The organism is Streptomyces musisoli, assembly GCF_016741855.1.
Classification (GTDB): Bacteria; Actinomycetota; Actinomycetes; order Streptomycetales; family Streptomycetaceae; genus Streptomyces; species Streptomyces musisoli.
Genome location: NZ_JAERRH010000040.1, coordinates 1 through 26,383, shown reverse-complemented (window position 1 = coordinate 26,383; position 26,383 = coordinate 1). Strand labels below are relative to the sequence as shown.

20 protein-coding genes and 1 pseudogene are annotated in these 26,383 nt (G+C 71.5%); 4 read left to right on the top strand and 17 right to left on the bottom strand.

Annotated elements, in window-relative coordinates; all coding sequences use genetic code 11:
* A partial coding sequence (locus tag JK361_RS41860; protein WP_236054580.1) for a hypothetical protein occupies positions 1–208 on the top strand: 208 nt, incomplete at its 5' end.
* 827 nt (positions 209–1,035) lie between these two features.
* Here JK361_RS41860 and JK361_RS38955 read toward each other — a convergent pair.
* Positions 1,036–1,380 (bottom strand): GNAT family N-acetyltransferase, encoded by a 345-nt coding sequence (locus tag JK361_RS38955; protein WP_201827535.1) that lies wholly within the window; start codon positions 1,378–1,380, stop codon positions 1,036–1,038.
* A gap of 30 nt (positions 1,381–1,410) precedes the next feature.
* Positions 1,411–1,830, bottom strand: coding sequence for an aspartate 1-decarboxylase (gene panD, locus JK361_RS38950; protein WP_201827533.1), 420 nt, complete (start codon positions 1,828–1,830; stop codon positions 1,411–1,413).
* Between the two features lie 321 nt (positions 1,831–2,151).
* On the opposite strand from panD, the pseudogene JK361_RS41855 reads away from it, so the two are divergent.
* A pseudogene (locus tag JK361_RS41855) lies at positions 2,152–2,715 on the top strand (arylsulfatase); the annotation flags it as partial.
* Between the two features lie 44 nt (positions 2,716–2,759).
* Here JK361_RS41855 and JK361_RS38945 read toward each other — a convergent pair.
* The 6 genes from JK361_RS38945 to JK361_RS38925 all read right to left on the bottom strand — a co-directional run bounded on the left by JK361_RS38945 (position 2,760) and on the right by JK361_RS38925 (position 7,896).
* Positions 2,760–4,022: a vanadium-dependent haloperoxidase gene (locus JK361_RS38945; protein WP_201827531.1), complete on the bottom strand. Its 1,263-nt coding sequence runs from the start codon at positions 4,020–4,022 to the stop codon at positions 2,760–2,762.
* Positions 4,023–4,078: 56 nt separating this feature from the next.
* On the bottom strand, positions 4,079–4,153 hold the full coding sequence (locus JK361_RS42805; protein ID WP_350839685.1) for a putative leader peptide: 75 nt from the start codon (positions 4,151–4,153) through the stop codon (positions 4,079–4,081).
* Positions 4,154–4,472: 319 nt separating this feature from the next.
* Positions 4,473–5,666: a PP2C family protein-serine/threonine phosphatase gene (locus JK361_RS38940; RefSeq protein ID WP_201827529.1), complete on the bottom strand. Its 1,194-nt coding sequence runs from the start codon at positions 5,664–5,666 to the stop codon at positions 4,473–4,475.
* A gap of 175 nt (positions 5,667–5,841) precedes the next feature.
* Positions 5,842–6,099, bottom strand: a complete 258-nt coding sequence (locus JK361_RS38935; protein ID WP_236054584.1) for a MerR family DNA-binding transcriptional regulator — start codon at positions 6,097–6,099, stop codon at positions 5,842–5,844.
* Between the two features lie 203 nt (positions 6,100–6,302).
* On the bottom strand, positions 6,303–7,142 hold the full coding sequence (locus JK361_RS38930) for an RNA polymerase sigma factor SigF (protein ID WP_201827527.1): 840 nt from the start codon (positions 7,140–7,142) through the stop codon (positions 6,303–6,305).
* A 301-nt stretch (positions 7,143–7,443) separates the two neighbouring features.
* Positions 7,444–7,896, bottom strand: a complete 453-nt coding sequence (locus JK361_RS38925; protein WP_201827541.1) for an ATP-binding protein — start codon at positions 7,894–7,896, stop codon at positions 7,444–7,446.
* Between the two features lie 209 nt (positions 7,897–8,105).
* Here JK361_RS38925 and JK361_RS38920 point away from each other — a divergent pair, with 209 nt between their 5' ends.
* Positions 8,106–8,471: an STAS domain-containing protein gene (locus JK361_RS38920; RefSeq protein ID WP_201827525.1), complete on the top strand. Its 366-nt coding sequence runs from the start codon at positions 8,106–8,108 to the stop codon at positions 8,469–8,471.
* A gap of 131 nt (positions 8,472–8,602) precedes the next feature.
* On the opposite strand, the gene JK361_RS38915 is transcribed toward JK361_RS38920, so the two are convergent.
* Complete coding sequence (locus tag JK361_RS38915) at positions 8,603–8,773, bottom strand: hydrophobic protein (protein WP_184966629.1); 171 nt, start codon at positions 8,771–8,773, stop codon at positions 8,603–8,605.
* A 142-nt stretch (positions 8,774–8,915) separates the two neighbouring features.
* On the opposite strand from JK361_RS38915, the gene JK361_RS38910 reads away from it, so the two are divergent.
* Complete coding sequence (locus JK361_RS38910; protein WP_201827523.1) at positions 8,916–9,089, top strand: CsbD family protein; 174 nt, start codon at positions 8,916–8,918, stop codon at positions 9,087–9,089.
* Positions 9,090–9,439: 350 nt separating this feature from the next.
* On the opposite strand, the gene JK361_RS38905 is transcribed toward JK361_RS38910, so the two are convergent.
* From JK361_RS38905 to JK361_RS38870, 8 genes are all read right to left on the bottom strand, one after another.
* Positions 9,440–11,200, bottom strand: a complete 1,761-nt coding sequence (locus tag JK361_RS38905) for a thiamine pyrophosphate-dependent enzyme (RefSeq protein ID WP_201827521.1) — start codon at positions 11,198–11,200, stop codon at positions 9,440–9,442.
* A gap of 15 nt (positions 11,201–11,215) precedes the next feature.
* Complete coding sequence (locus JK361_RS38900; protein WP_201827519.1) at positions 11,216–12,799, bottom strand: FMN-binding glutamate synthase family protein; 1,584 nt, start codon at positions 12,797–12,799, stop codon at positions 11,216–11,218.
* 599 nt (positions 12,800–13,398) lie between these two features.
* Positions 13,399–14,226, bottom strand: coding sequence for a phytanoyl-CoA dioxygenase family protein (locus tag JK361_RS38895; RefSeq protein ID WP_201827517.1), 828 nt, complete (start codon positions 14,224–14,226; stop codon positions 13,399–13,401).
* 74 nt (positions 14,227–14,300) lie between these two features.
* A complete protein-coding gene (locus JK361_RS38890; RefSeq protein ID WP_374205394.1) occupies positions 14,301–17,954 on the bottom strand; it encodes an ABC transporter ATP-binding protein in 3,654 nt (1,217 codons plus the stop codon).
* The gene (locus tag JK361_RS38885) at positions 17,954–19,195 is read right to left on the bottom strand and encodes an aminotransferase-like domain-containing protein (protein ID WP_201827537.1); all 1,242 of its coding nucleotides are present in this window, start codon (positions 19,193–19,195) and stop codon (positions 17,954–17,956) included. The genes JK361_RS38890 and JK361_RS38885 overlap by 1 nt, the downstream gene beginning before the upstream one ends.
* A 59-nt stretch (positions 19,196–19,254) precedes the next feature.
* On the bottom strand, positions 19,255–20,430 hold the full coding sequence (locus JK361_RS38880; protein WP_201827515.1) for an alpha-hydroxy acid oxidase: 1,176 nt from the start codon (positions 20,428–20,430) through the stop codon (positions 19,255–19,257).
* A complete protein-coding gene (hppD, locus tag JK361_RS38875) occupies positions 20,427–21,545 on the bottom strand; it encodes a 4-hydroxyphenylpyruvate dioxygenase (RefSeq protein ID WP_201827513.1) in 1,119 nt (372 codons plus the stop codon). The genes JK361_RS38880 and hppD overlap by 4 nt, the downstream gene beginning before the upstream one ends.
* 113 nt (positions 21,546–21,658) lie before the next feature.
* On the bottom strand, positions 21,659–26,383 hold a 4,725-nt coding region (locus tag JK361_RS38870), incomplete at its 5' end, for a non-ribosomal peptide synthetase (protein WP_201827512.1).

The following is a 26,383-nucleotide window of genomic DNA, read 5'->3' as shown; positions in this document are numbered from 1 at the left end:
GTGCGGGTGCGTTGTGGCTGAGCGCGCCGTTCCCCGCGCCCCTTGCGGGGCGCTGACGCCGACCGGCGATCTTCGTGACGGCCTGATGGCGGGCGCCCACCGACTCGGGCGGCGCCGCACCGATGCGAGTGCGGGTGCGTTGTGGCTGAGCGCGCAGTTCCCCGCGCCCCTTGCGGGGCGGGGGCTGCGTGGCCTGCTGGTCAGGTGAGGGGTGGTCCCGGCTCCGGGTTCGGTACGGGTTCCGGGCCCGGGGGGATCGGGGACGGGGACGGTTCCGGTGGGCCCGGGGCCGGGGGTGCCGGTGGCGGGGTCGGGTCGGGGCCCGGTGGCGGCGGAGTGGGCTGCGGAGCCGGTTCCGGCGGCGGTACCGGGCTGGGATAGGGATCCGGCGGGGTCGGCCCGGGACCCGGTGGCGGGCCGGGCGGGACCGGTTCGGGGTGCGGGTTCGTCATGAGGTCCTCCGGGCTGTCACGGGACGTCGCCTCTGGACTACTCCCCCGCCTACCCGACGGCCGCGCGACCACTCACCCGACGGCAGCACCGAACGCCCCCGGGAGAGTGGCCGCACCCGCGCACCGCCCACACCCGCAACGGCACGCATGGCGGGGCCCGGGTGGGGAGCCTCGGTCATACCGCAACGGTCGGTACGCAGAGCCCGACAGCTCGAGGCGGTATGGGGGGTATCCCGGGACCTGACGGCTTGCAGGCGGCACCCGAAGCCCGACAGCCCACAAGCAGCTCCCGCGGCCCGACGGCCCTCGGGCTGTATCCCGGGCGCCTCGGCCCACAGACGGCACTCCGGGCCCGACGGTCCCCCAGCGCTGTCCGGGGCTCGACAGCTCACAGGTCGTACCTGGGGCTCAACGGCCCACAGTCGATACCCGGGGCTCGACAGCTCACAGGTCGCACCCGGGGCTCTACGGCCCACAGGCGGCACCCGGGGCCCAACGGCCCACAGGTGATACCCGGGACTCAACGGTCCACAGGCGGTACCCACGGCTCGGCTCCCGGGCGCCGGCGGGTCCTGGGGACCGCTCAGAAGCGATCCGGGTGGGCGCGGAGCCAGGCCTCGGCGGCCGACAGCAGCTCCGGGTCGGCCGGCGGGGCCGTCTCGGGGTGGCGTTCGGCCCACTTGACGACATACGGGCACAGCGGTGCCACCGGGACGCCCTCGCGCGCGGCGAGGGCGTACAGCTCGCGGGCGAGCGATCCGGCAATGCCCTTCCCCTCGTGGGCGGGCTCGACGATCGTGTGGACGGGGACCAGGGCGCGCGCGGGCGACTCCAGGACGAAGTACTCGATGTGGCCGACGACTTCACCGGCGCCGACGGCCTCCAGACGGCCCGCCGCCCGGTCGTCGCGGATCTCGATCTCGCTCATGGACACACGCTCCTGGTCCTGGTCCGCCGGTCAGGCCCCCACGGCCTGCGGGCTGCGCTGCTGGTCCGAACCGGGCACCGGCTCGGACGGGTCGGCGCCGAGGGACACGATCCGGTTGCCGACGTCGACGTGCACGACGCGGGGCCGCAGCTCGCGTGCCTCCGCGTCGGTGACCTGAGCGTAACTGATGATGATCACCAGGTCGCCGGGGTGGACGAGGTGGGCGGCGGCGCCGTTGATCCCGATCACCCCGGAACCGCGCTCGCCCTCGATGACGTACGTCTCCAGCCGGGCACCGTTGGTGATGTCGACGATGTGCACCAGCTCGCCGGGCAGCAGATCGGCGGCGTCGAGGAGATCGGCGTCGATGGTCACCGATCCCACGTAGTGCAGGTCGGCCTGCGTGACGGTGGCACGGTGGATCTTGGACTTGAACATGGTGCGAAGCATTCAGCACTCCCGGAATTCGCTCCCTGCCTGCTTTGTGCAGGTCAAGGGCTGTTCTCTCACCTTACAGCGGACCGCCACCAACGCGCTTCCGACGCCCATTGCGGGCTTTTTGCTGACCGCTTGCTGACTTGGCTGACGTTTCGCCAGCCAAATGCGGAAGGCTCTTCATGAGCCTTACATCCCACCTTCGGCCAACAAACGGGCCCAGACTATAGACCGTCTACCGGAGGCACATCGAGATCTGTGTCACGTCAGCGTCGACGCAGAGGACTCGGCCTACAGTCTCCCTCATCTCCTGGCCGCGCGGCCTGCGCCGCTGCCGCCGGTGCCCTCGCCCTGCGCGGCCCGGCGAAGGAGAAACTCGGCCGCCCCGTCACCCTGCTCCCCGGCACGCCCGAACTCGAGCGCTATCGCTCCCCCCGCCTGATCGCCTTCCGTTGGGCGCCGCGGGCGTCCCGGTCTCGCACGGCGACCAGGGCGGCGGCTACAGCCTCCACGTCGAGGACGGCCGCCTGCACTTCGCGTACAACGAGTACGAAGCCCTGCGCGAGACGGACGCGGGCGCTCTCCATCCCGGGGCCCCCACCGTCCTCCTCACGCCCACCGCCCAACCGGGGTTGCGCCGGCGCTTCCCGCTCGCCGTGGACGGCGCCGAACGCGCCGCACCGCGACCGGTCCACCGCCCATCGGCATGGCCCCGTTCCAGGGCGTCAGCGTGGACGCCGACCGCAAGTCGCCGGTCTTCCGGCCGCTGTACGAGCGCCACGGCGTCTTCCGCCGCACCGGCGCCCTCCGCTCGGTCACCTACCACCGGACGCCCTTGGCCCGGACTCACCCCAGGCGGCGGCCCAGGCACTGCGGGAGGCGGCCGCCGTGTTCGAGTGACGAGGTTCGGGACGGGGCCGCCGGGTGGCCGCATCCCGAACCGTTCACGACACGCCGAACAGACGCTCCGCGCTGCGCAGCGCGTGCCCCGCCACCCGCTTTCCGAGGGCGAGACCGGCCACGTCGGCCGAGCGGGTGTGGATGCCGGAGTAGACGCGGGCGTCCTCGTTGTCCTGGGACAGCTGACTCCAGGCCGTGTATGTGCGCGTCACTCCGGGGGCGGTGGGGCTGGTCAGCTCGAACGGTCCGGTCCGCGGCCCTGTGAGCCCCGTGAGGATCGTTTCCGCCGCGCCCGAGTAGGTGTTGTGGCCGCTGGGGTAGTCGGGGTGGGCCGGCGTGACGTGCAGCGGCGTCCAGTCGGGGTCGGGGTCGATCGTGCCGGCGCGGATGGCCGTGACGGGGCGCCAGCGCAGGTACGCGTACTTGGTGTCGGAGGTGGCGATCTGCGTGTCCACCAGGGCGATGTGGAACAGCGCCACCAGCGCGGCCCGTGCGGGGACGAAGCGTGGCGACCGGGCCAGGGCGACCCTCAGCGGCTCGGTGTACAGCGTCAGTGAGGAGCCCAGCCAGAAGGCGGCGGTCTCGGTCTGCAGCGCTGTGCGCACGGTGCTGTCCACGGCCCCGTACGCCCGTACCTCGGCCAGGTCGGCACGGTAGCGCGCGGAGTCCAGGGCGGGCGGTGCGGGCAGCCGGTACTGGTCGGGGCCGTCCAGCAGGAAGGGTCTCGCGAGCCGGTTGCCGTACTGTGCGGCGGGGGCGTAGGCGGGCGGCGTCGGCTGCCACACGCCGGGAGCCGCGGGCGGCACGGTGAAGGCCGCGTTGACCGAGGCCGGGTCGAGACCGTCGCCCTCGCGGGAAGCGAGGGCCAGCCGTGCCTGGCGCGCACCGGCCGCCACACCCTTCGACTTGGCCAACCCGTCCGGGACGCGGTCCAGAGTGGTTCGCAACGCGGCATCCAGTTCCTGGATGCGGGACGGGACCAGGGCCAGCAAGGCATCGTGTACGGCGGACGCCAGGGCCGCGTCCTGGAAGTCCCTCCGGTCGACGCCGGGCGGCACCTCGCGGGTGGCTCGGGCCGCCGCGAGCCAACTGATTGCCCAGGTACGGTTGTTGGTGATCTGGGTGGCGGCGCCGGCGGCCGCGATGGTGGCGGCCGTCAGGTCGTACCAGTCGAGCGCCACGGACGGGCGCGACGTACGTTCGTCCGCCACGGCGGCCGTGGCGGACGGGACGGTGACGGAGGCGGCCAGCAGGGCGGCCGAGCCCAGCGCCCTCAGGGCGGAGCGGCGGGTGGTGAGCGGGTGCACGATTACTCCCTCGCGGATGTGCGGTGACTGCTGTTGACCGGGGGCGCAGGTGAGGGTCAGCTACACAGCGCGGCGGCGACACGCAGCAGATCAACGGCGCGCCGCCGAGTGAACCGCAGGGAGATGGGCATGCCGGGGACGCTATCCAGGCCCCAATCCTCGGTCAACAAAAGGAGGTTGCCCGCCTGACATTGCAACGACGGCTTCGCGTCCCTGCCATACGCCCGTTACCCGAGTACCTAGCGTGCCGCAGGGAGCGGGCGGTGGCAGCCGGGACGGACGGCCGTGATGGTGAACGCGGGCGAGCCCGCGGTAGCCGGCCGCGTTTCCCAGGGTTTGTCGCGGGTGCGGGCCAGGCCAGGGGCGACGCGGGCGGTGATGCGGGTGCCGTCTCCCTCCAGCGCGACGGCGGTCCGCAAGCGACCGTGAGAAGCGAGCTGTGGTGCTCGATCAGCGAACCGGACCCGATCCGTCTTCACGCCGCGGACCGTGCCAGTCCAGCATGAGGACAGTGGCGTCGTCCCTGAGGTGTCCCCGGCATGCATCCAGTACCGCGGTGGTCAGGCTGCGCACGGCTTGCCTGGGATGTGAGGTGCGGGTGTCCCACACGAGGGATGCCAGGTCGACGGCTCCGGCTCCGCGTTCCTGCATGCCGTCGGTGAGCAGAATCAGACGGTCGCCGGGGCGGAGCTGGAGTTCCTGGGCACGGTAGGAGCCGGGGGCTGCCACGCCGAAGGGGAGGTCGACTGCGAGCTGGACCTCTTCGACCTCGGTGGCGCCCCTGCGCAGGCGCAGGGGCCGGGGATGCCCGGCGTTGACCAGTTCGCAGGTGCCCGTTGCGAGGCCGATGCACAGCAATTGGCCAGTGGCCAGGCCGCGGCTGTGGGCCGACAGGGCGTCGTGGGCGCGTTGCGCCTGCTGGAGTGCGTCACAGCCGCCGCGGCGGGCGCCGCGCATAGCGCCGACCAGGAGCGTGGCGAGCAGCGCGGAGTTGGTGTCGTGTCCCATGGCGTCGGTGATGGACAGGTGCAGGGTGTCGCGATCGAGTGTGTAGTCGTAGGTGTCGCCGCCGATGTCATCGGCCGGCACCAGCCCCGCGGCAAGCGTGAACTGGGGAGCCTCGCAGCAGGAGGCCGAGGGAAGCAGTTGGTGCTGGATCTCGGCGGCCAGGCTGGTCTGAGTGGTGCGCCGGCCCGCGTGGTACAGATCGGTGAAACGGCGGTCCGTGACGATGATGTAGGCCAGTGCGTGCGCCGCGTCTTCGATCTGCGCAAGCACGGTGTCGTCGGCGTTCTGCAGCGTCGCCTCCAACAGACCGATACAGTCGCCGCGGTTGGTCACCGGCGAGATCACGCGCCGCCCGCCCTGGCCGTCCGGTTCCACGCGCTGGCGCTGGCTGCGCAGGACCGCGTCGTAGACACTGCCCTCCAGGTCGATCTGCTCGGCAGCACCCTCCACGTCGTCCTCGGCCTGTGTGGTCAGGCGCAGCAACCGCCGGCCCACGAGGTCGACGAACAGGAACGACACACGCTCCGCCCCGAAGCGCTTGCGCAGGTCATGCGCGAGTACCTCGACGGACTCCCCGGGCGGCGCCGCCTCAGCGGCGGCCAGAAGCTGCCCAAGTTCCAGATCCCCGCCACCCATGGCAACCTCCTGTCGGTTGCTGCTCCTTCTTCCCCCGGTTCGCCCCTCGTCACCCTGTACATCCGTAGCGCCCGACGCGCGCGTCTCTCCGGCGGGGCCCGGTTGACGCGTCGAGCCCGACTGAGCCACGGAACGACGGTGCGTTTCTCAGCCGCCCCGGGTTCGGGCGTTCTGATCAGGCTGATGTGTGTGGCTGAGGCTTGCCGCGCTCGGCGCGCAGTTGCTCGTTGATGCGCTGCGCGTCTTCGAGCTGGTCTTCGAGGATGACGATGCGGCAGGCGGCCTCTATGGCCGTGCTCTGGTCGACGAGTTCGCGGGCGCGGGCGGCGATGCGCAGCTGGTATCGGGAGTAGCGGCGATGTCCGCCCTCGGAGCGGGTCTGCGGCGCAATGGACCGGGACGGCGCCCGCAACTGCCGGACGGTGCTGGACATCTCCGGCGTGACGTTCCTCGACTCCAGCGGCATCAGCGCTCTCATCACCACCCGCCCAATCGTGCGAAGCGCCGAGGGTGGCTACGGCCGACAGCACCCAGTGCCTCCGTCGCACGCCTCTTCCGGTTCGTCAGCCCCAGAGATACGCCTGATGCCCGCCACAGCTGTGGCGGGCATCAAGCAGGTACGGACAAGCCGGATGGTCAGCCGGTGGTCAGCAGGCCCTCACGCAGGCGGGCGAGGCAGCGGGACAACAGCCGGGAGACGTGCATCTGGGAGACACCCAGACGCTCACCGATCTGGGCCTGGGTGAGTTCCTCCACGAACCGCATGTGGATGATCTGCCGGTCCCGCTCATCCAGGTCAGCGATCAGGGGGGCCAGGGAGTGGAAATCCTCCACCAGCTCCAGCGCGGTGTCTTCTACACCGATGAAGTCCTGCAGGGCGCTCTCGCCGTCCTCGCTGCCGCCTATGGCGGCGTCCAGGGAGGAAGAGTTGTAGCCGTTCGCGGCCAGACGGGCCTCCATCACCTCGTCCTCAGGCAGGCTCATCAGCTCCGAGAGCTCCTTGACCGTCGGCGTACGACCCAACCGGCTCCGCAGCTCCTCCGTGGCACGGGCGAGCTGGACGCGGGCCTCCTGCAGCCGCCGGGGCACGTGCACGGCCCAGGTGGTGTCACGGAAGAACCGCTTGATCTCACCGACGACGTAGGGGATGGCGAAGGAGGTGAACTCCACCTCGCGGGACAGTTCGAACCGGTCGATCGCCTTGATCAGGCCGATCATGCCGACCTGGACGATGTCCTCCATCTCCTCCGGCCCCCGGCTGCGGAACCGGCCTGCCGCGTATCGGACCAGGGACATGTTCATCTCGATCAGCGTGTTACGGGCGTAGCTGTACTCGGGCGTGCCCTCCTCCAGCACCGCCAACTGCTCGAAGAACAGCCGGGAGAGTTCGCGCGCATCCTTGGGCGCCAGCCGGGAAGGGTCGGCGACTTCGGGCAGCTCGGTGGTCTGCGTGTCCAGCGTGTTCATGAGCGCCATGTACGTCCCCTCCCGGATTCGGACTCGTGCCACGGCCCGCTGCAAAGTGGCCGACGATGCCTCGGCTACCCCTCCCTTTTCCACCCATGCCTGCCACCACGCGCTCGAGAGGCAGGGCCGTGAGCTGGGACGCCTCCCCACCCAGAGGCCATCCGCCCGACAGGGGTTGCGACGGGAACCGGGCCGGCGCCGCGGCGCCACAGATCAGAAAGCGGGCTACGGCTGCGAGGGGGCCAGGCCGGTCACGGCGAGGCGGCCGGCTTCGGCGGGCGGGCGAGCATCAGTCGAGCCTGGCGGTCGCTTACCTGCCGGCCCAGGAGCTGACGCCGCACGGATCGTCCGTCAGGGCCAGACGGGCGGTGATGCGCTTGCCAACCGGCTCTCGCACGGCTTCAAAGCCCTGGCAGACGGCCATGACGATCTCCAGGCCGTGCTGCCCCACCCGGCCCACATCGGCGGCCCGAGCCACCGGCAGCACCGGATCCGAGTCCCACACCTGGACCTCCACCAAAGCGCCGACGATCCGCAGATCCAGCAGAACGGGGCCGACGGCGTACTTCTGCGCATTGGTGACCAGCTCGCTCACCACCAGCTGCGTCACCTCCACAGCCCGCTGGGAGACCGCAACACCGTGCTCGGCGCGCATCCGGGTCAGGAAACCGGCCGCCGTATGGCGCGCCTCGGCGATACAGGGGCCCTCCCCGTCCAGAGCCACCGCGACGCTCAGGAAAGCGTCATCTGAGTGGGGCGTCATCCTGTCGTCGCCCGCCAAGGCCCGTTCCATCCGCACCGCCTCTACGACCTCATGCCTTCAGGCGCAGGTACCCGTGATCAGACCGGACAACCCAGGGTGACCGGACTGTTCGCCGGGCCGGCCACACGGCGGCGTCGCCTCATACGATGCAAGGCATCGCTCAGGACAGAATGCAGGTCGTAGCCGAGATCGAGGAGGCTGGACAGACCATGGTGGAAACCGAGAACGGGCACCGGCCCGAACCTCTGGCAGTCGTGTCCACCGCCACCGGCGGCGTCACCGTGGTGACCGTGACCGGCGAGATCGACCACACCAGCACAGGCCCCCTCATCCGGGCTCTGGCCCTCGGCGCTCTCGACGCCAGGCCCCACGTCGTCGTCGACATGCGGCACGTGACGTTCATGGACTCAAGCGGTATCAACGTCCTGCTCGCCGCCCGCCTCGACCTCACCTCGGCAGGCGGCCGGCTGCGTCTGGCCGGCGCGCAGGACTCCGTCAGGCGCACCCTGGAGATCGTCGGCGTCGACACCGTCATCCCCTGCTTTCCCAGCCTCCCCGAAGCCCTCGCCGCCTGACCGAACCGGCCGCAGGCCCCGCGGCGAAGACGCCACCGCCTGCTTCCCACCGCCCGAATCAACGGGAGCGACATGAGCGGGGCCTGGCCGGTAGGGTCCAGGCCCCGCTCATGGGGTGAGTACAAGTCAGGTCACCATCGGTACCAACGGCCGCGCCCTCCACCCGCGCTCGTGGAGCGCATGACGAAGCCGAGCAGCCACAGCACCAGGACGGCGAGGGCCACCCACCAAAGGATCTTGACGGCGAAACCGGCACCGAAAAGGACGAGTGCGAGAAGCAGAACGAGCAGCAAAGGAACCATGGTTATCAACCTCCTGGGTCGCCGTATGCCCCGCGACTGTTTCTTCATTACGGGAGGGGTGGCTTGTTTGTGCAGGGACAGCCGGGGCACGAGTGGACTGCAGCAGAAGAAAAGGCACCGCAGTGACGAGGAGGCGCATTCCATGACTGCCGGCGAGCAGGCCAAGGCGAAGACCGAACAGGCCGAGGGCAAGCTCAAAGAGGTCGCCGGAAGCGCCATCGGGAATGGCCGCATGGCCGCCGAAGGACAGGCTGAAAAGAGCACGGGGGATGCCCGTGAGGCCAAGGAGAAGGCCAAGGACGCCTTCAAGCACTGACTGCACTTCTTTTCCTCGAAGGGCCTTCCCGCGCATGTCCCGGGAAGGCCCTTCGAGGTTTATCGGCGGAACCGGTTGCTGCCGCAGGCGCTCGGCCCGGCTCGGCCCACCGGACTGCACTTCTGCGTGGCGGCCGAGGATATGCAAGGTTGCCCGTGGGCACCGTGGTGGCCCCCTTGGTCCTTGCGGACAGTTCTGCAGGACCCACCAGGCGGGGGTGGCCACCAGTGCGGCACGATCGGCTCTGCGCGTCGTCCCGAGCAGACCGTGGCCGGGGCTGCTCGGTGGGGCGGTCGGGGCGAAGAGCCAGGGCGAGGAGTCCTGCCCCGACCGGCACTCCCCGAGTGTCGTCAAGTCCCGTTCGGCTCTCCGTGGCTCCGCACGACTTCCTTCACCTTGGCCACCGCGAACCCCCAGCCCTGCTCGACCGTCGGCTTGGCCGGGACGGCGATCTCGTCGGGGTTGGTGAGGACGTCGAGCAGGACCGGGCCCGGGCTGCGGAAGGCGCGTCGCACGGCGGGCTCCACGTCGGCCGGGTCGGTGACGCGGATGCCGGTGATGCCCATGGCCTCGGCCACGGCGGCGAAGTCGGGGTTGTCGAGGACGGTGCCGAACTCGGGGAGGCCGGCCTGCTCCTGTTCGAGTTTCACCATGCCCAGGCGTCGGTTGTCGAAGACGACGAGCTTGACGGGGAGGCGGTACGTCTTCAGAGTCATGAGGTCGCCGAGGAGCATGCTCAGCCCGCCGTCACCGCAGAAGGCCACGACCTGCCGCTCGCGGTCCAGGCACTGGGCGCCCAGCGCCTGGGGCATGGCGTTGGCCATGGAGCCCAGGTTGTAGGAACCGATGAGGCGACGCTCGCCGCGCATCTCGACGAAGCGCGAGAGCCACACCGTGGCCATGCCCGTGTCGGAGGTGAAGACGGCATCCTCGGCCGCCACCCGGTCGACGGCCGCGGCCAGCGCTTCCGGGCGGATGTCGTGGCCGCGGTTGTCCAGCGCGGAGCGGACTCGGCCGATGAGTCCCTTGTCGTGCGACGGGTCGGCGAGCCGTGCCTGACCGGCGCGCCACCGGTCGAAGCGTTCCCGCGCCTTCTCCACATGCGAGCGGTCGCGTCCGCCGCCCGGACCAGGCCCGGCCGCGAGGTGGCTCAGGAGGTCGCGCACGGTGGCGCCGGCGTCCCCCACCAACCCGACCTCGACCGGTACCCGGCGTCCGATGTGGGTGGCCTCGGTGTCGACCTGGATGACGGTCCGGCCCTCGGGATACCAGTCGCGGTAGGGGAAGTCGGTACCGAGCAGGAGAATCGTGTCCGCGTCCTGGAGGGCCGATGCGGCGGCGGGGTTGCCGATCAGCCCCGTCTGGCCGACCTGGAAGGGATTGTCGTCGCCCTCGTAGCCCGCCTTGGCCTTCAGGGTGAGGACCATCGGTGCGGCCAGGCGGTCGGCGAGGGTGAGGACGTCCTCGCGGGCGGCTCGGGCTCCCTCCCCGACGAGCAGGGTGACCCGCTCGGAGCGGTCGAGGATTTCCGCGGCTCGACGGACCGCCGACTCCTCCGGACGGCTCACCGGAGGATTCAGGGAGAATCGGGGCGGCCGGTCGGCGGTCAGCTCCCGCTCCCCCAGGTCGCCCGGCACGGTGAGGACGGCGACGCCCTTGCGGCCCAGTGCGTGGCGCACCGCTGTCTCCAGCATCTGCGGCAGCTGGTCGGGCGAGGTGATCGTGGCGCGGAAGACGGCCACGTCGCTGAAGAGGGCGTCGTTGTCGATCTCCTGAAAGTAGTCGCTGCCCAGTTCGGCGAGCGGTACCTGGCCGGCGATGGCCAGGACCGGGGCGTGGCTCTTGGCCGCGTCGTACAGTCCATTGAGGAGGTGGACGGATCCGGGGCCGACGGTGCCCATGCACACGCCGAGGGTGCCGGTGAGCTGTGACTGGGCGCTCGCGGCGAAGGCCGCCGCCTCCTCGTGGCGGCAGCCCACCCATTCGAGGCCCTCGGTGGTGCGGATGGCGTCGGTCAGGGGATTGAGTGCGTCTCCCACGACGCCGAACACCTGGCGTACACCGAGTTCGCTCAGCGCGTCCACGATGACGCGGGCAACAGTACGGGCCACGTGAAGTCCTCCGGTTCAGACGGTGAAGTGGTCGGGCTCGGCGGCGTTCCAGTCGGCTGCCCAGGAGGCCGGTGGCTCGGCGAGCAACTGCCCTGGTGCGAGCCATTCGTACAGCTCCTCGTAGGAGCGCTCAGTGACGGGGTCGACGCGCCGGCGGAGCATGTGCGGACGCAGTTGGGCGGGATCGGTGACGCCCATGGAAGCCATGATCTGCAGAGCGCTGGCCACGGTCGCTTCCTGGAAGCGCTGTACGCGCGCCGTTTTGTCGGGTACATGGAGGGCGCGGGCTCGGCGGGGGTCCTGGGTCGTGACGCCGGTGGGGCAGGTGTTCGTGTGGCACCGCTGCGCCTGGATGCAGCCGACGGCGAACATCATCGCCCGCGCGGCGTTGCCGTAGTCGGCGCCCTGCACCATGCGTTTGACCAGGTCGGTCCCGGTGGCGATCTTGCCGCTCGCACCCACCTTGATCCGGTCGCGCAGGCCCGTGCCGACGAGGGCGTTGTGCACGGTGAGCAGCCCCTCGGTGAGCGGAGTACCCACATGGTCCGCGAACTCCAGCGGCGCGGCACCCGTCCCGCCCTCGGCGCCGTCCACCACGATGAAGTCAGGCGCCGTGCCCTCCTCCAGCATGGCCTTGCACACGGCGAGGAACTGCCGGCGCGAGCCCACGCAGAGCTTGAACCCGGCAGGCTTACCACCGGACAACTCCCGCATGCGCGCGATGAAACGCACGAGTTCGCGCGGGGTGGAGAACACACGGTGATACGGCGGGGAGACGACCGTCCGTCCTTGCGGCACGTCTCGGACGCGGGCGATCTCGGCGTTCACCTTGGCACCTGGGAGAACACCGCCGATGCCGGGCTTGGCGCCCTGCGACAGCTTCAGGGACACACACTTGACGTGATCGTGTGCGGCCTTGTCGGCGAACTCGGCCGCGTCGAAGTCTCCTTGCCCGGTGCGGCAGCCGAAGTATCCGGTGCCGATCTCCCACACGAGGTCGCCTCCGGGACGCAGGTGGTACTCCGACAATCCGCCCTCACCGGTGTCCTGGGCGAAACCTCCGGCCGCCGCGCCCCCGTTGAGGGCGAGGACGGCGTTGGCCGACAGCGACCCGAAGCTCATCGCCGAGACGTTCAGCAGTGCCATGTCGTAGGGACGTCCGCAGTCAGGGCCACCGATCCGCACGCGCGGCGGGTCCTTCGGCACCGGGCGCGGCGCCATCGACGGAACCAGGAACTCGTGCCCCGGCTGATACACGTCCCGTTCGGTGCCGTACGGCTCCTCCGCGTCCGTGCCCTTGGCGCGCTCGTAGACGATGCTGCGTACGTCCCGGTCGAAGGGACGGCCGTCGTAGTTCCGCTCGATGAAGTACTGCTGCAGCTCCGGGCGTATGCGCTCCATGAGGAAGCGGGCATGGCCGAGGACCGGATAGTTGCGCAACACCGAATGCCGGCGTTGCAGCAGATCCCGCGCTCCCATCAAGCCCAGCAGCATCACCGGTACGGCGACGATCAACCACCAAAGGTCGATCCAGGCCGCTGCCAGGGACGCCAATGCACCTGCGACAAGAGTCAGTACGACGATTGCGATGCGTGTCACCCCTTGCTCATTGCCGGGCGATCGCTCTCCAGTCCTGGGAAACGTCCTCGGGTCACCAGCGACGGCGCGGGCAGCGTCCACCGATGGACGGCTCCTCGCTGATGCAGCTTGATCAAGCCGGCGAGCCTCGCTCGACCGAGTCCTGGCAGAAACCGTCCACGCTGACGACGCTGGAAGCGAGGTCGGGCCAGGGATGCCCAGCTGCCGCGCAAGCAGCAGACCGGAGGAGGTCAGGAAAAGCGCACCCCGGGTAGTCCTTGCAGGGCTCTCGTCAGCGCCCGGCGCAGGGCTGGTGCACAGGTCCCGCCGGATGAGCCGGCCGGGACGGCCGCCCGGCTGCTGGCCGCCGCGGCCGACCCCGAGAACCCGCTGACCGCCGCGCGCATGCCGGCCCTCATCGAGACCGATCGCCTCGGGGGGCACGACGGGGGCCGGCAGGAGCGCGGGCCGCCGGAGCCGTACCTACTGCGTCGCCCCGTGGCCGGGTGGGCGCAGGCCGCGCGCGTGGATCGCGGCGCAGACGGGGCAGCACACGGGCTCCACCGTCGTGCGCAGCAGCCGGCTGAGCGCCTCCCGCCACCGCCTGGTCGGCCGACTCCTCACGCCGGCTCCACCACGAGCCGCTCGTCACCGCGGGCCACCACCGGCGTGGTGTCCCGGCCGACCAGGAAGGGCGGGCGGGTCGGGTCGGCCGGCGCGTTGTCCACGGCGTTGTAGGTGATCAGCAGCAGCGCACGCCGGTCGGCGGAGCGGTTGTTCGACGACGAGTGGACGATGCTCGGGTGGAATGCGTGCAGGGAACCCGCGCCGCCCAGGATCAGAGCCTTGCCCCGTTCCTCGATCATCCGTTCGGCGCGCTCCGCACTCACGGTGTACGCCAGGTCGTCGGACACGTGCTGGCGCCAGTCGGAGGTCCGCTCCGAGCGGACGGGCAGGTCGAAGAGCCCCAGGTCGTGCGAGCCGGGGATCACCAGCAGCGGGCCGTTGTCCTCGTGGACGTCGTCCAGGGGGACGGCGATGTTGACGGCGTCGGGCCGCGGCATGCCGTCCTCCTGGCTCCAGAACGCGAAGTCCTGGTGCCAGGGCCAGGCCGCGCCTTCGCGGGCCTGTTTCAGGTTGACCTTGAACTGGTACACGTACACCGGCCCGCCGATCAGCGTCCGGGCCAGTTCCACGAGTACCGGGTGGCTCACCAGGGCCCGGCACACGTCGTCGAACTCGTGGCAGCCGTGGATGGCCCGGACGACACCGCTGTCCTTCTCGTGCACCACCTCCGGCCGGGTCTGGGCGCTGATCGCGGCCACGCGCCGACGCAGCAGCTCGACCGAGCCGTCGGTGAAGCGGTAGGGCAGTGAGCAGTGACCGTCCTTGTCGTAGGCGGACTTCAGATCGGACGACGACGTCGCCACGATGGTGGAAACGGGCATGGAAGGTGCTCCTCTTCAGAACATCGGTTTTCGTGCATCGGTTCCGGAGGCCGTGGGCGGCTCCGGAACGGGGGTCACGGGGCGGCGGGTGCGCGGGCAGGTGTCTCGTCCCGCCACAGCCGGGCGTAGCGTCCGTCCGCCGCCATCAGTTCCCGGTGGGTGCCCGAGGCGACGACGCGGCCGTCGTCGATGAGGACGACCCGGTCCGCGCGGGCGGCCGTGTCGGGGCGGTGGGCGACGATCAGCGCGGTGCGCCCGGCACTCAGCCTGCCGATGGCCCGCGTCACGGCGGCCTCGGTGGCCGGGTCGAGAGCGGACGTGGCCTCGTCGAGGACGAGGACGTCCGGCTCGACGAGCTGGGCCCGGGCCAGGGCGATGAGCTGGCGCTCCCCCGCTGAGAGGTTCCGGCCGCCTTCGGCCACCGGGTGCGCGTACCCGCCGGGCAACCGGGAGAGCAGCTCGTGCGCTCCCACCGCCTGGGCCGCGGCCTCGATCTCGGTGCGGCTCGCGCCGGGGCGTCCGTAGGCGATGGCCTCGCCCACTGTTCCCGCCTGCAGATGGCTCTCCTGCGGAACGATGCCGAGGCGCCTGCGGTAGGCGGTGCCGTCCAGGTCGCGTATGTCGTGTCCGTCCACGCGCAGGGTGCCGGAAGTGACGTCGTAGTACCGCGCCACGAGTTTCACGAGGGTCGACTTGCCCGCGCCCGTCTCACCGACCAGCGCGAGGGTCTGCCCCGCCGGGACGGTGAGGTCGATCCCCGCCAGTGCATCGCTGTGCGCGCCCCGGTAGCGGAAGCGGACGTCCTCGAACCGGATGTGGCCGGCGAGCCGTTCCACCGGCAGGGGCGTCTCGGCCTGCGGGGTGTCCGCGGGGTCGTGGAACAGTTCCTGGATCCGGCGGAAGCCTGTCGCGGCCTGCTGGTATCCGTCGAGGACCTGTGACAGCTGGAGCACCGAGGCGAAGAACGCCGAGACGTACAGCAGCAGGACGACGAGGGTGCCCACCGTGAGGTCGCCGTCCCTGACGCGGCTCGCGCCGAACACGAGGACGCACGAGGCGACACCTTCGGGCAGGAACTCCACGAACCCGAAGTAGACCGCCATGAGACGCTGCGCCTTGAGACGGGCCCCGCGGTAGGAGTCCGCGTGGTGTGCGAATCGTTCCGCGTCGGCGCCGGTGCGGCCGAAAGCCTGGGCCACCCGCAGTCCTTCGGTGCTCTCGCGCAAGAGCGCGTTGACCACACCGGCCTTCTCGCGTGCTGCGTCGTAGGACCTGGCCGAAGCGGGCCGGAACAGGGCGGTCACCAGCAGCAGGACCGGCACGGCGGCGCAGACCACCAGCGCCAGCGGCCAGTCCAGGGAGAACAGCAGCGCCAGCATGATGAGCGTCGACAGCACGCTCACGGCGAAGGTGGCGAAACCGGTCTGGGCGAACGAGGCGACGGCCTCCACGTCGGCGGTCAGCCGGGTCATGATCCGCCCGGACGACTCGCGTTCGTAGTACTGCAGGTCGAGCCGGTGCAGATGGGCGAAGGCTCGCAGCCGCAGGAGGTAGCGGATGCGTTCGCCGGTGGCGCCGGTGACCCGGATCTGTGCGACGCTCACGCACCAGCCCGCCACAACGACGGCGCCGGCCGCCAGGGCCGTCGCCAGGACGGCTCCCGTGGCCGCCTGTCGGACGCCGTCGTCGATACCGCCGCGGATGAACAGCGGGACGAAGACGCCGGCCAGGGCGTCGAGCACCACCAGCAGCGCACCGAGCGCGAGGGCCACGCGGAAGGGCCGCAGCAACCGCGCGGGCCCGTAGTCCGCTTCGGGCCGCGGGGCGGGCGCGATCGCCGCCTCGGTGAGTCGCGCCGGTACCCGCGGAGCGGGCCGTACCGGCACGGGACCGGCGGCCGCCGGCACGGGACCGGGCGCCGACGGTACCGGACCGGCAGCCGCAGGTGCCGGTCCTGGCACCGTCTCCTCCTGTTGTGCGAGCAGGGCCCGGTAGCGGGCGCAGCGAGCCATGAGCTCGCTGTGCGTGCCCGCGTCCACGAGCCGGCCTTCGTCGAGTACGGCTATCCGGTCCGCCAGTTCGAGGGTGGAGCGGCGGCGGGCGACGAGCACGGTGGTGCGGTCGCGGGTGATCTCCCGCAGCGTACGGTGGATCTCAGCCTCGGTGCGCGGGTCCACGTGCGACGTGGCGTCGTCGAGCAGCAGGATCCGGGGGGCGGTGAGCAGGGCGCGGGCGAGCGCGAGCCGCTGGCGCTGCCCGCCGGACAGGGTCAGGCCGCGTTCACCGACGGGGGTGCGGTAGCCCTCGGCGAATTTCGCCACGAACCGGTGCGCGCCGGCGGCCCGGGCCGCGGCGCGCACCTCCTCGTCGGTGGCGTCGGGGCGGCCGTAGGCGATGTTGTCCCGAACGCTGCCGGAGAACAGGAAACTGTCCTCGGGCACCAGGCCGAACGCGGAGCGCAGCGAGTCGAGGGTCAGGTCGCGCACGTCGGTGCCGCCGACGCGGACGGCGCCCTGCTGCACGTCGTAGAAGCGGGGCAGCAGCGCGGTCACCGTCGACTTGCCGGAGCCTGCGGCGCCGACCAGGGCGAGGGTCTCCCCGGCCGCGACCGTCAGTGTGAGGTCCTTCAGTACCGGCGCTTCGGAGTCGTATCCGAAGGTCACGCCGTCCAGTTCGACGGTCGGCGGGGCCGATCGGGGCAGGGGTACCGCGTCGCGTGCCTCGGTGACGAGGGGGCGTGTGTCGATGACCTCGAAGACCCGCTCGACGCTGGCGCGGGCCTGGTTGACCCCGGTCACCAGGGCTGCGAGGCCGCGCATGGGTACCACCGTCTCGGCGAGGTAGGTGGTGAACGCCACGAACGTGCCGACCGATATGTTCCCCCGGGCCGCCATCCACCCGCCGAGGGCCAGTATGCCGACCTGTCCGAGCAGCGGCAGGGCCTGCAGCGTCGCGCCGTACAGGCCGTTGAGCCGTACGACGCGGGAGCGGGCCGTGAACAGCCGGTGCGCGGCCGCCTCCAGGCGCCGCACTTCCCTGGCCTCCTGGGCGAAGCCCTTCACGACGCGGACGCCGGCGATGGAGTCGTCGACGACCCCGGCCGCCAGCGCCTCGCACTGCTGCGCCTCGCGGGCCGCACCGTACATGCGCCGGTCGCTGTGCAGCGCGGTGAACAGCAGGAGCGGCAGCACCAGCAGCATGACCAGGGTCAAGGCGGGGGACAGCACCAGCATGACGCCCAGCGCGAGGACGAGCATCAGCGCGCCGGCGAGCACATGCGGCAGGAGCATCAGCAGCCCCTGCACCATCGTGAGGTCGGAGATCGCCCTGCTGACGACCTGTCCGGCTCTCAGCTCGTCCTGGCGCACGCCATCGAGCCCGGACAGGGTGCGGAAGATGTCGTTGCGCAGGTCGTACTGCACGTCGTACGAGAGCCGGGCGGCGAGGTAGCGCCGTGCGGCGCCCGCGCCGAACCGTACGAGACCGGTGGCGACCAGGGCGGAGACGCAGGGCAGCAGGCCCAGGTCGCCGGTGAGGACGACCCGGTCGACGACCGTGCGCTGGATCAGCGGCACCAGCAGCGCCGCGCCGGTGGCCAGCAGCGTGGCCACGAGCGCGCACGCGACCGTACGGCGGTGGCGAAGGCTGTACGACAGCAGGCGGCGCAGTCCTCGCCGCTTGGGGGCTGGGGCGGGGCCAGCCGGGCGCCGCTGCTTCGTCTGCCGTATCACACCCGGTCCCGGATGAAAGCGGCGAGCCTGTCGAGGCCCTCGTCGAGCGGGCCCGATTCCAGCAGACTGCAGGACAGGCGCAGTTGGTGCTCACCGCCGGCGCCGTCGTAGAAGTGGTGCATGGGGGTCCAGATCACTCCGTACTCCTGCGCCGACTGCGCCAGGAGCTGGTCGGTGACGCGGAAGGGCACGGTCACCACGACGAAGAAGCCTCCGGCCGGGCTGTTCCAGGTGACCTGTGGGGCCTGTCCGTCGCGGGGGCCGGGGAAGCGGCGTGCCAGCCCATTGAGGACCTGGCGCAGGTTGCGGGCGTAGGTGGCGATCTCGCGCTCGTTGGCCCGCAGCAGACTGTAGTCATAGGTGATCAGCTTGCCCCCGATCACCGCCTGCGCGACGGGGGACGTGTTGACCGTCAGCATGCTCTTGATCTTGGACAGTTCGTCCGCGAACAGGGTGGGGGCGCCCCCGGTGCCGCCGTCGACGAGCTGGTCCGCGACCGCGTATCCCACACGGGCGCCGGGCAGCCCGGTCTTGGCGAACGAGCCGAGGTAGACCACGCGGCGGCTACGGTCCAGCGCCTTCAGCGTCGGCAGTCGCCCACCCCTCGCCCGGAACAACCCGTAGGGGTTGTCCTCCAGCAGCAGCAAGTCCGATTCCTCGGCGAGCCGCAGGAGTCGGTGGCGCTGCTCGATCGGCAGGGTCTCCCCCGCCGGGTTGGAGAAGTCGGGAACGACGTAGAACGCGCGGGGTCGCAGTCCTTCGGAGCGGGCCCGGCGCACTACGGCGGCCAGGTCGGCCAGGTCGACACCGCCGTCGCCGGAGCGCACCGGCAGCACGGGCATGTCCACCAGCCGCGCGGCCCCGGTGATACCCACGTACGTCGGCGACACCGCCAGCAGCACGTCCCGCTCGTCGCGGCGCAGCGCCCGCAGGATCAGGACCATCGCCTCCTGGCAGCCCACGGTCACCACGATCGCCTCGGGATCGACGGCGATGTCCTCGTCGGCCTCCAGGTTTCGGGCGACCAGCTCGTGGACGATGCCCTTGGTGCGGCCGTACTGGAACAGGGTGCGCCGCACCTCCTCCTCGCTGCGGCGCTCGGTCTCCGCCAGGTGGCGGCAGTACGTGTCGAGGTACTCGTGGATCAGGGCCACGTCGAAGTTCGCCTCGTGCGGGCGGCCCGCGGCGAAGGAGATCGCCGCGGGAAACCGCTGGGCGACCTCGTTGAGGAAGTTCATCGACGACAGCGACGCGTCGGTCAGCGATGCGTGCAGCTCGACCGCGCGCAGTTCCGCCGTCACCACCGTGGCCCCTTTCGCAGGGCGGCGGGGGACAGCGGGATGCCCCTCGGCACGACGTCCAGGCCGCTCGCCCGTGTCACGTCGGTGCAGCCCGACAGGACCAGCGCGTCCTCCAGCTCGGTGCGCAGCAGCGACAGGACGCGCTCCACGCCGCGCTGCCCGTCGGCCGCAAGACCCCACAGGACGGGGCGGCCCACCAGTACCGCCGACGCACCGAGCGCGAGCGCCTTGAGCACGTCCGTACCGGAGCGCACGCCGCCGTCGAGCAGCACTTCGCCCCGGCCCGCGACGGCGTCGCACACGGCGGGCAGCACGCTCGGCGCGGGCACCGCTCCGTCCAGCTGGCGCCCACCGTGGTTGGACACCACGACGGCGTCGGCCCCCAGTTCGACGGCGCGCGCGGCGTCCTCGGGGTGCAAGACTCCCTTGATGACCAGCCGCAGTTCGGTCCGCCCGCGCAGCCATGCCACGTCGTCCCAGGACAGAGTCGGGTCGAACGCCTCGCTGGTGTGCACCATCACCGCCGACGTGCCGGCCGCGCCGCGGCGTGCGGAATGCGTCTCGGAAGGGGGGAAGTTGGCCGCCACGATGTCCCGCGGCAGCGCGAAGGCGTTGCGCATGTCCCGTAGCCGCCGCCCCATCCGGGGGACGTCGACCGCCAGGACGAGCGCCGAGCAACCGGCGGCCTCGGCCCGGTCGACCAGATCCGTCAGCAGCGCCCGGTCGCGCAGCCAGTACAGCTGGAGCCAGGTCTGCGAGCAGACCGCGGTGATCTCCTCCAGCGGGCAGGTGCTCAGCATTCCGGCCACGTAGGGGATGCCGGCGGCCTGCGCGGCGCGGGCGGCGGCCGGCTCGCCGTCGGGATGGAAGAGCCGCTGGTACGCCATGGGTGCGATGCCCGCGGGCATGGCCGCAGGGGCACCGAGGACGGTGGCCGCAGTGCTGGTCGCCGAGGCGTCCGCCAGGACGCGCGGCACGAGGAACAGGTCCTCGAACGCGGCCCGGTTGGCGGCGAGCGTCGCCTCGGCGCCGCTGCCGCCCTCCAAGAAGTCCCGGACGTCCTGGGGCAGGGCCAGGGCGGCGGCCCGCTGAGCGTCGGTGGAGGTCAGCCACGCGGCGCTGCCGGCGCTGCGGGCCGCTCCGGTGGGTGGTGCCGTGTCGAGGGTGCTCATGCTCGTCCGCCTCCGGGTGCCGGGTGGACCTGCTCCTGGTCGCGGGCGACGGCTTCGTACAGGGCCTTGATGTTTCGTGTGCCGAAGGTCTTCGCGCCGAGCCGCTCGATGACCTCCCAGAAGAACGTCCGGCGCGGGTGCGTCGACTTGGCGAAGAGCTGGAAGAGCTGTCCGCCGTGGTCCTCGTCGGCCAGGATGCCCAGCTCGCGCAGCTGCTCCACCGTGTAGGCCCGCGGGGACAGCCGGTCGCCCAGCATGTCGTAGTAGGCGGCGGGCGTAGTGAGGAAGCCGATGCCGCGGCCCGTGAGGTCCGCGACGGTGCCGACGATGTTCCTGGCGGCCAGCGCGATGTGCTGGACGCCCGCCCCGTCGTGGTCCTTGAGGAACGCGTCGATCTGGCCCGGCTGGGCGGTCAGGTCGGGCTCTATGAGGGTGAACGTGACGTCGCGTGCGGCGTTCTGCACGACCTTCGAGATCATCGCCTGGCCTCCGACGAGGATGCGCTCCTCGAAGATCTCCCGGAGACCGAGCGCCCGCCGGTAGAACTCGACGGCCGGGGTGAGGCCGTCGGCCGCCAGACAGACCGCGAAGTGGTCGATGCCGTGCACGATGCCCCGCTCGGCCGAGGCCGCGGCTTCCGCGCCGGAGACAGCCCTGAAGCCGGGGAGCAGGACACCGCGCGGATCGGCTGCCGGCGCGGGCTGGACCAGGCGGTGCACGACGTCGCCGAATCCGCCGATCACCGCGGTGGTCGCGACCACGTCGTCCGCCAGGTCCACCGGTTCCTCGACGACGGTGGCCCCGTTCGCAACGGCGTGGGCGAAGACCGCCCGTACGTCGTCGACGCGCAGCGTGATGCCGCCGACGCCGTCGCCGTGCCGGTCGACGTACACGGCGGCCGGGTGCTCCTCCGCCGTGCCCTGGGTGAACACGATGGCCGCGTCGCCCTGGCGCACGGCCACGGAGCGGCTGGGGCCGTCTTCCCCGGGGCCGGTGTCTCCGCAGGCGCGGAAGCCGAACTGGTCCACCATCGTGGCGGCGTGGGCAGCCGCATCGGCCACGAAGAACTCGACGTGATCGAGCCGGACGCCTTCCCCTGCGGGGCTGTACTGCATCAGTTCGCTCTCTTCTTTCTTCTTGCTCAGGCACGTGGCCGTGGCCGCATCGCACGGCCACGGACCACGTCGTCCGTGAAGGGGAGGGGCGCTCCTCGCGCCCGGACGCGGCCTCAGCCGCGCTTGCGGAGTTCCTGGGCGATCACCCTGGAGATCTCCTGGACCGGCGCGGCGGCCGTCATATCGGTGTGTGCGCAGTCGACGTCGTAGTTCTCCACGGAGCCGGCCACATGGGCTTCCCACGCCGAGAAGTGGACGTCGTGGCCAGTGCCGCGGGCCTCCCGTTCGGCGGCCGCCGTGAAGAACACGACGTCACCGTGGAAGACCGCCGGCGTGTACCGGGCCGCGAGCCGCGTCCCGTTCACACAGGCCGCCAGGAGGCGCGCCAGGACGGTCTCGTCGAACCCGGACAGCACCCCGCCGTGTGCACGCAGCAGCGCGATTGCCTCGGACAGCGTCGGCTCTTGGCCGTCCCCGGTCGAGGGGTCCACCAGCCCCATTCCCTGGAGCAGACCGCGCAGGATCCGCCGCTCCGCGGCCTCGGGGCAGGTTCCGTCGGCCTCCGCGACGGGCTCCCCCGCCGGATAGCCGTCCAGCAGCGCGAGCAGTGACACCTCCTCGCCCTGCTCCTGCAGCTCGGTCGCCATGGCGTGCGCGATCACCGCTCCCAGGGACCAGCCCAGGATCCGGTACGGTCCGGTCGGCTGCACGGTGCGCAGCTGTGCGACGTAGTCGGCGGCCATCTCCTCGATGGTGCCGGGCAGTTCGGCGGTTTCGGCGATGCCGCGCGCCTGGAGTCCGTACACGGGCTGGTCGGGGGCGAGGTGCGGGAGGATGCCCGCGTACGGCCAGCTCAGCCCGCCCGCCGGGTGCACGCAGAACAGCGGCGCCGGCCCGGACCCGGCGGGCCCGGTGGCCGCACGCAGCGGCAACAGCACCCCGAGGCCGTCGTGGCCGCCGTCCGTCCTGCCGAAGCGGTGGACGAGTTCCGCCACCGACGGCGCCTCGAACAGCGCCCGTACGGACAGCTCGGCCCCGAAGACCGACCGGATGCGGCTCACCAGGCGCACCGCCGACAGCGAGTGCCCGCCCAGCGCGAAGAAACTGTCGTCGATCCCCACCGACGCGGTCCCCAGCACCTCGGCGAACAACCCGCACAGCGCCTGTTCCTGCGGGTTGCGCGGGGCCCGGCCGGACGTCGTGGCGGCGTCCGGCGCGGGAAGCGCGCGGCGGTCCAGTTTTCCGTGCACGCCCAACGGCAGCGCGTCCAGCGGGACGATGGCCGTCGGCACCATGAAGTCCGGCAGCACCGCAGCGAGCGAGCGGCGCAGCGCGCCGGGGTCCACCGACGTGCCGCGCGCGGCCACCGGGTAGGCGGCGAGCACCTTCTCGCCGCGCGCGTTGTCCCGCACCGCGACCGCCGCGCGGTCGATCTCGGGCAGAGCGGTCAGAGCGGCCTCCACCTCGCCGAGTTCGATGCGGTAGCCACGCAGCTTGACCTGGTCGTCGGCGCGCCACACGAACTCCAGCCCGCCGCGACGGCGCCGTACGACGTCTCCGGTGCGGTACATCCTCCCGCCGGCCGGGCCGTGGGGATCGGCGACGAACCGCTCCGCCGTCAGGCCGGGGCGCTCCTTGTACCCGCGCGCCAGCTGGGGGCCGGCCAGGTACAGCTCGCCGGCCACGCCGTCCGCGACCGGCCGCAGACGGTCGTCGAGCACGTACGCACGCATGCCGTCGACCGGGGTCCCCAGCGGCACGACGGACTCACCGGGCACGGCGGCGCCGGGCCCCACCTCGCGGTGGGTGACCTGCACGGTCGTCTCGGTCGGGCCGTACAGGTTGACGCACGGCACGCCCCAGACCCGGGAGACGCGCTCCACGACCGCGCCCGGAAGCGGCTCACCGCCCAGGAACAGCCGGCGCAGCCGCGCCGGACCGCCGATCGCCTCCGCCGCGTCGCACACGGCGGGGACGAGGGAGGGCACCAGTTGCGCCACGGTCGTCCCGTTCTCGTGCACGTACGCCGCCAGACGCTCCGGGTCCGCCGCCACCGCGGCCGGGACCACCTGCACGGTGGCTCCGGACACCAGGGGAAGCCACAGCTCCCACACGGAGGCGTCGAAACTCGGCGAGGTGCGGGCCAGCACGTTGTCTCGTCCGTCGAGCGGATACGCCCGTGCCATCCACCGCAGGTGTCCGCCGATGCCCCGGTGCGTGGCCACAACTGCCTTGGGCCGGCCCGTGGAGCCCGACGTGTAGATCACGTACGCGGGATGGTCCGGGCGGAGCACGGCTCGTCGTTCGGCGTCGCTCAGGGCCGCGGTGTCCAGCTCCGACGACTCCCGTTCCAGGTCCGCCAAGAGCAGCACGGTCGAGTCCGTGTCGAGTCGGCCGGTCACCGCCACGTCAGGCGTCCCGTCGGTGAGCAGGACGGCCGGTTGCGCGTCGGACAGCAACAGGGTGATGCGTTCGGCCGGGTAGGCCGGGTCGACCGGCAGGTACGCGCCTCCGGACTTGGCCACGGCGACCATCGCCACCAGGAGTTCCACGGAGCGCGGCAGCAGTAGTGCGACGACCGACTCGGGGCCGACTCCCCGGCCGGCCAGCAGGCGGGCCAGGCGGTTGGCCCGGGCGTCCAGCTCGGCGTACGTCAGCCGGATGCCGTCACCGGTGACCGCCACGGCGTCGGGCGTCCGAGCCACCTGTTCCTCGAACAGCGAGGGCAGCGTGGCGATGGCGTCCTCGGCCACCGGGGTCCGGTCCCAGCCCAGTGCCCGTCGCTCGTCCGCGGTGAGGATGTCCGCGTCCCCGACCGGCCGGCCGGGGTCGGACACGAGGGCCGCGAGCAGCTGGGTCAGCCGATCGGCGAGGAGGCGGACGGTGGCGGCGTCGAAGAGGTCGGAGGCGAACTCCAGGCCGCCCGTGACACCGGCCGGGTCGCCGGCGGCGGTGTACTGCTCGCGCAGCGCCAGCGACAGGTCGAACTTGGCCACCGCCGGAAGTGCCGACTCACCGGCCAGGGTCACGCCCGGGATGCGGAGGTCGGCCTGGGCGTTGTTCTGGAGCACCAGGGACACCTGGAAGAGCGGGTGGCGGGACATGGAGCGCGTCGGGTTGAGCACCTCGACCAGGTGCTCGAACGGCACGTCCTGGTGCGCGTAGGCCGCCAGGTCCGCCTCTCGCACCCGCCCGATCAGCTCACGGAACGTGGGGTTCCCGGACAGGTCCGTGCGCAGGACCAGCGTGTTCACGAAGAACCCGACCAGATCGTCCAACGCCTCGTCCGTACGGCCCGCGACCGGCGAACCGATCGGAATGTCCGTCCCCGCACCCAGACGAGACAGGAGCGTGGCGAAGGCCGCCTGGAGCACCATGAACACGCTCGCACCCGATTCGCGTGCGAGAGCGGTGAGAGCAGAGTGCACATCCGCGCTGATCTCCACCGGCACGCTGTCGCCCCGGTACGAGGCGACCAAGGGCCGGGGCCGGTCCGTGGGCAGTTCGAGTTGCTCGGGCAGGCCGGCGAGTGCCCGGGTCCAGTGCGCCAGCTGGACGGAGAGGACGCTGTCCGGGTCGGACTCGGCCCCCAGCAGTTCACGCTGCCACAGGGCGTAGTCCGCGTACTGCACCGGCAACGGCTCCCACTCCGGGGCGAGCCCTTCGCTCCGCGCCCCGTAAGCCGTCGTGATGTCCCGCGCCAGCGGCGCCATCGACCAGCCGTCACCCGCGATGTGGTGCAACACCACCAGCAGGGTGTGAGCCCCGTCACCGATGAACAGCGTTGTGCGCAACGGAAGTTCACGGGTCAGGTCGAAGCCGCGGGAGGCCTGCTCGGTGAGCCTCGTCTCCAGTTCCTCCGCCGAGTCCACCTCGACCGTGTCGAGCCCGGACCACGCCTCCGCCACGGGAAGGATCCGCTGGTACGGAACACCGTCGGCCCCCTCCGGGAAGACCGTGCGCAGCGACTCGTGCCGCTCGACGACGTCCCGGAGGGCGCCCGCCAGGGCGGCACGGTCGATTGCGCCGGTCAGCCGCAGGGCGACGGGCAGGTTGTACGTGGCCGCGTCCGTGTCCTCGAACCGGTTGAGGAACCACATCCGGCGCTGGGCGAACGCCAGCGGCAGTCGCTCGGGCCGCGCCATCGGGGCGAGTGCCGTGCGCGCCGTGTCCGCCTCGGCCATGTACTCGGCGAGCCGGGCGACGGTGGGGGCCTCGAACAGCGCCCGCAGGGGCAGTTCCACGCCGAGGGTGGTGCGGATGCGACTGACGACCCGGGTCGCGAGCAGGGAGTGCCCGCCCAGGTCGAAGAACCCGTCGTGGACGCCGACCTGCTCCAGGCCGAGCACCTCGCCGAACAGCGTGCACAACACCTCCTCGTGGGCGTTGCGCGCAGCCCGCGAGGCGGTCACCGAGGGGTACTCGGGGGCGGGCAGGGCCCGGCGGTCGAGCTTGCGGTTGACCGTCAGCGGGAGGTCGTCGAGCATCACCACGGCCGCCGGCACCATGAAGTCCGGCAGCCGCTCACCCGCATACCGCCGCAGTTCTGCCGGATCCGGCCGCTCGGCGTCACCTGCCGGCACGACGTAGGCGACCAGGCGCTTGTCGCCCGGCCGGTCCTCACGCGCGATCACCGCCACCTGACCGACCCGCGGATGCCCGGCCAGCACCGTTTCGACCTCGCCGAGTTCGACACGGAACCCACGGATCTTCACCTGGAAGTCCGCACGCCCCAGAAACTCCAGCGTCCCGTCCGCGTTCCAGCGCGCCAGATCACCCGTGCGATACATCCGCTCACCCGGCACGAACGGACTGGCCACGAACCGCTCAGCCGTCAG

Excerpts from the sequence above, each read along its gene's own strand:
- JK361_RS38955 (WP_201827535.1), bottom strand. The coding sequence starts at position 1,380 with ATGAGCGAGATCGAGATCCGCGACGACCGGGCGGCGGGCCGTCTGGAG.
- panD (WP_201827533.1), bottom strand. The coding sequence starts at position 1,830 with ATGCTTCGCACCATGTTCAAGTCCAAGATCCACCGTGCCACCGTCACG.
- JK361_RS38940 (WP_201827529.1), bottom strand. The coding sequence starts at position 5,666 with ATGGGTGGCGGGGATCTGGAACTTGGGCAGCTTCTGGCCGCCGCTGAG.
- JK361_RS38935 (WP_236054584.1), bottom strand. The coding sequence starts at position 6,099 with ATGTCCAGCACCGTCCGGCAGTTGCGGGCGCCGTCCCGGTCCATTGCG.
- JK361_RS38930 (WP_201827527.1), bottom strand. The coding sequence starts at position 7,142 with ATGGCGCTCATGAACACGCTGGACACGCAGACCACCGAGCTGCCCGAA.
- JK361_RS38925 (WP_201827541.1), bottom strand. The coding sequence starts at position 7,896 with ATGACGCCCCACTCAGATGACGCTTTCCTGAGCGTCGCGGTGGCTCTG.
- JK361_RS38920 (WP_201827525.1), top strand. The coding sequence starts at position 8,106 with ATGGTGGAAACCGAGAACGGGCACCGGCCCGAACCTCTGGCAGTCGTG.
- JK361_RS38915 (WP_184966629.1), bottom strand. The coding sequence starts at position 8,773 with ATGGTTCCTTTGCTGCTCGTTCTGCTTCTCGCACTCGTCCTTTTCGGT.
- JK361_RS38910 (WP_201827523.1), top strand. The coding sequence starts at position 8,916 with ATGACTGCCGGCGAGCAGGCCAAGGCGAAGACCGAACAGGCCGAGGGC.
- JK361_RS38895 (WP_201827517.1), bottom strand. The coding sequence starts at position 14,226 with ATGCCCGTTTCCACCATCGTGGCGACGTCGTCGTCCGATCTGAAGTCC.
- JK361_RS38885 (WP_201827537.1), bottom strand. The coding sequence starts at position 19,195 with ATGAACTTCCTCAACGAGGTCGCCCAGCGGTTTCCCGCGGCGATCTCC.
- JK361_RS38880 (WP_201827515.1), bottom strand. The coding sequence starts at position 20,430 with ATGAGCACCCTCGACACGGCACCACCCACCGGAGCGGCCCGCAGCGCC.
- hppD (WP_201827513.1), bottom strand. The coding sequence starts at position 21,545 with ATGCAGTACAGCCCCGCAGGGGAAGGCGTCCGGCTCGATCACGTCGAG.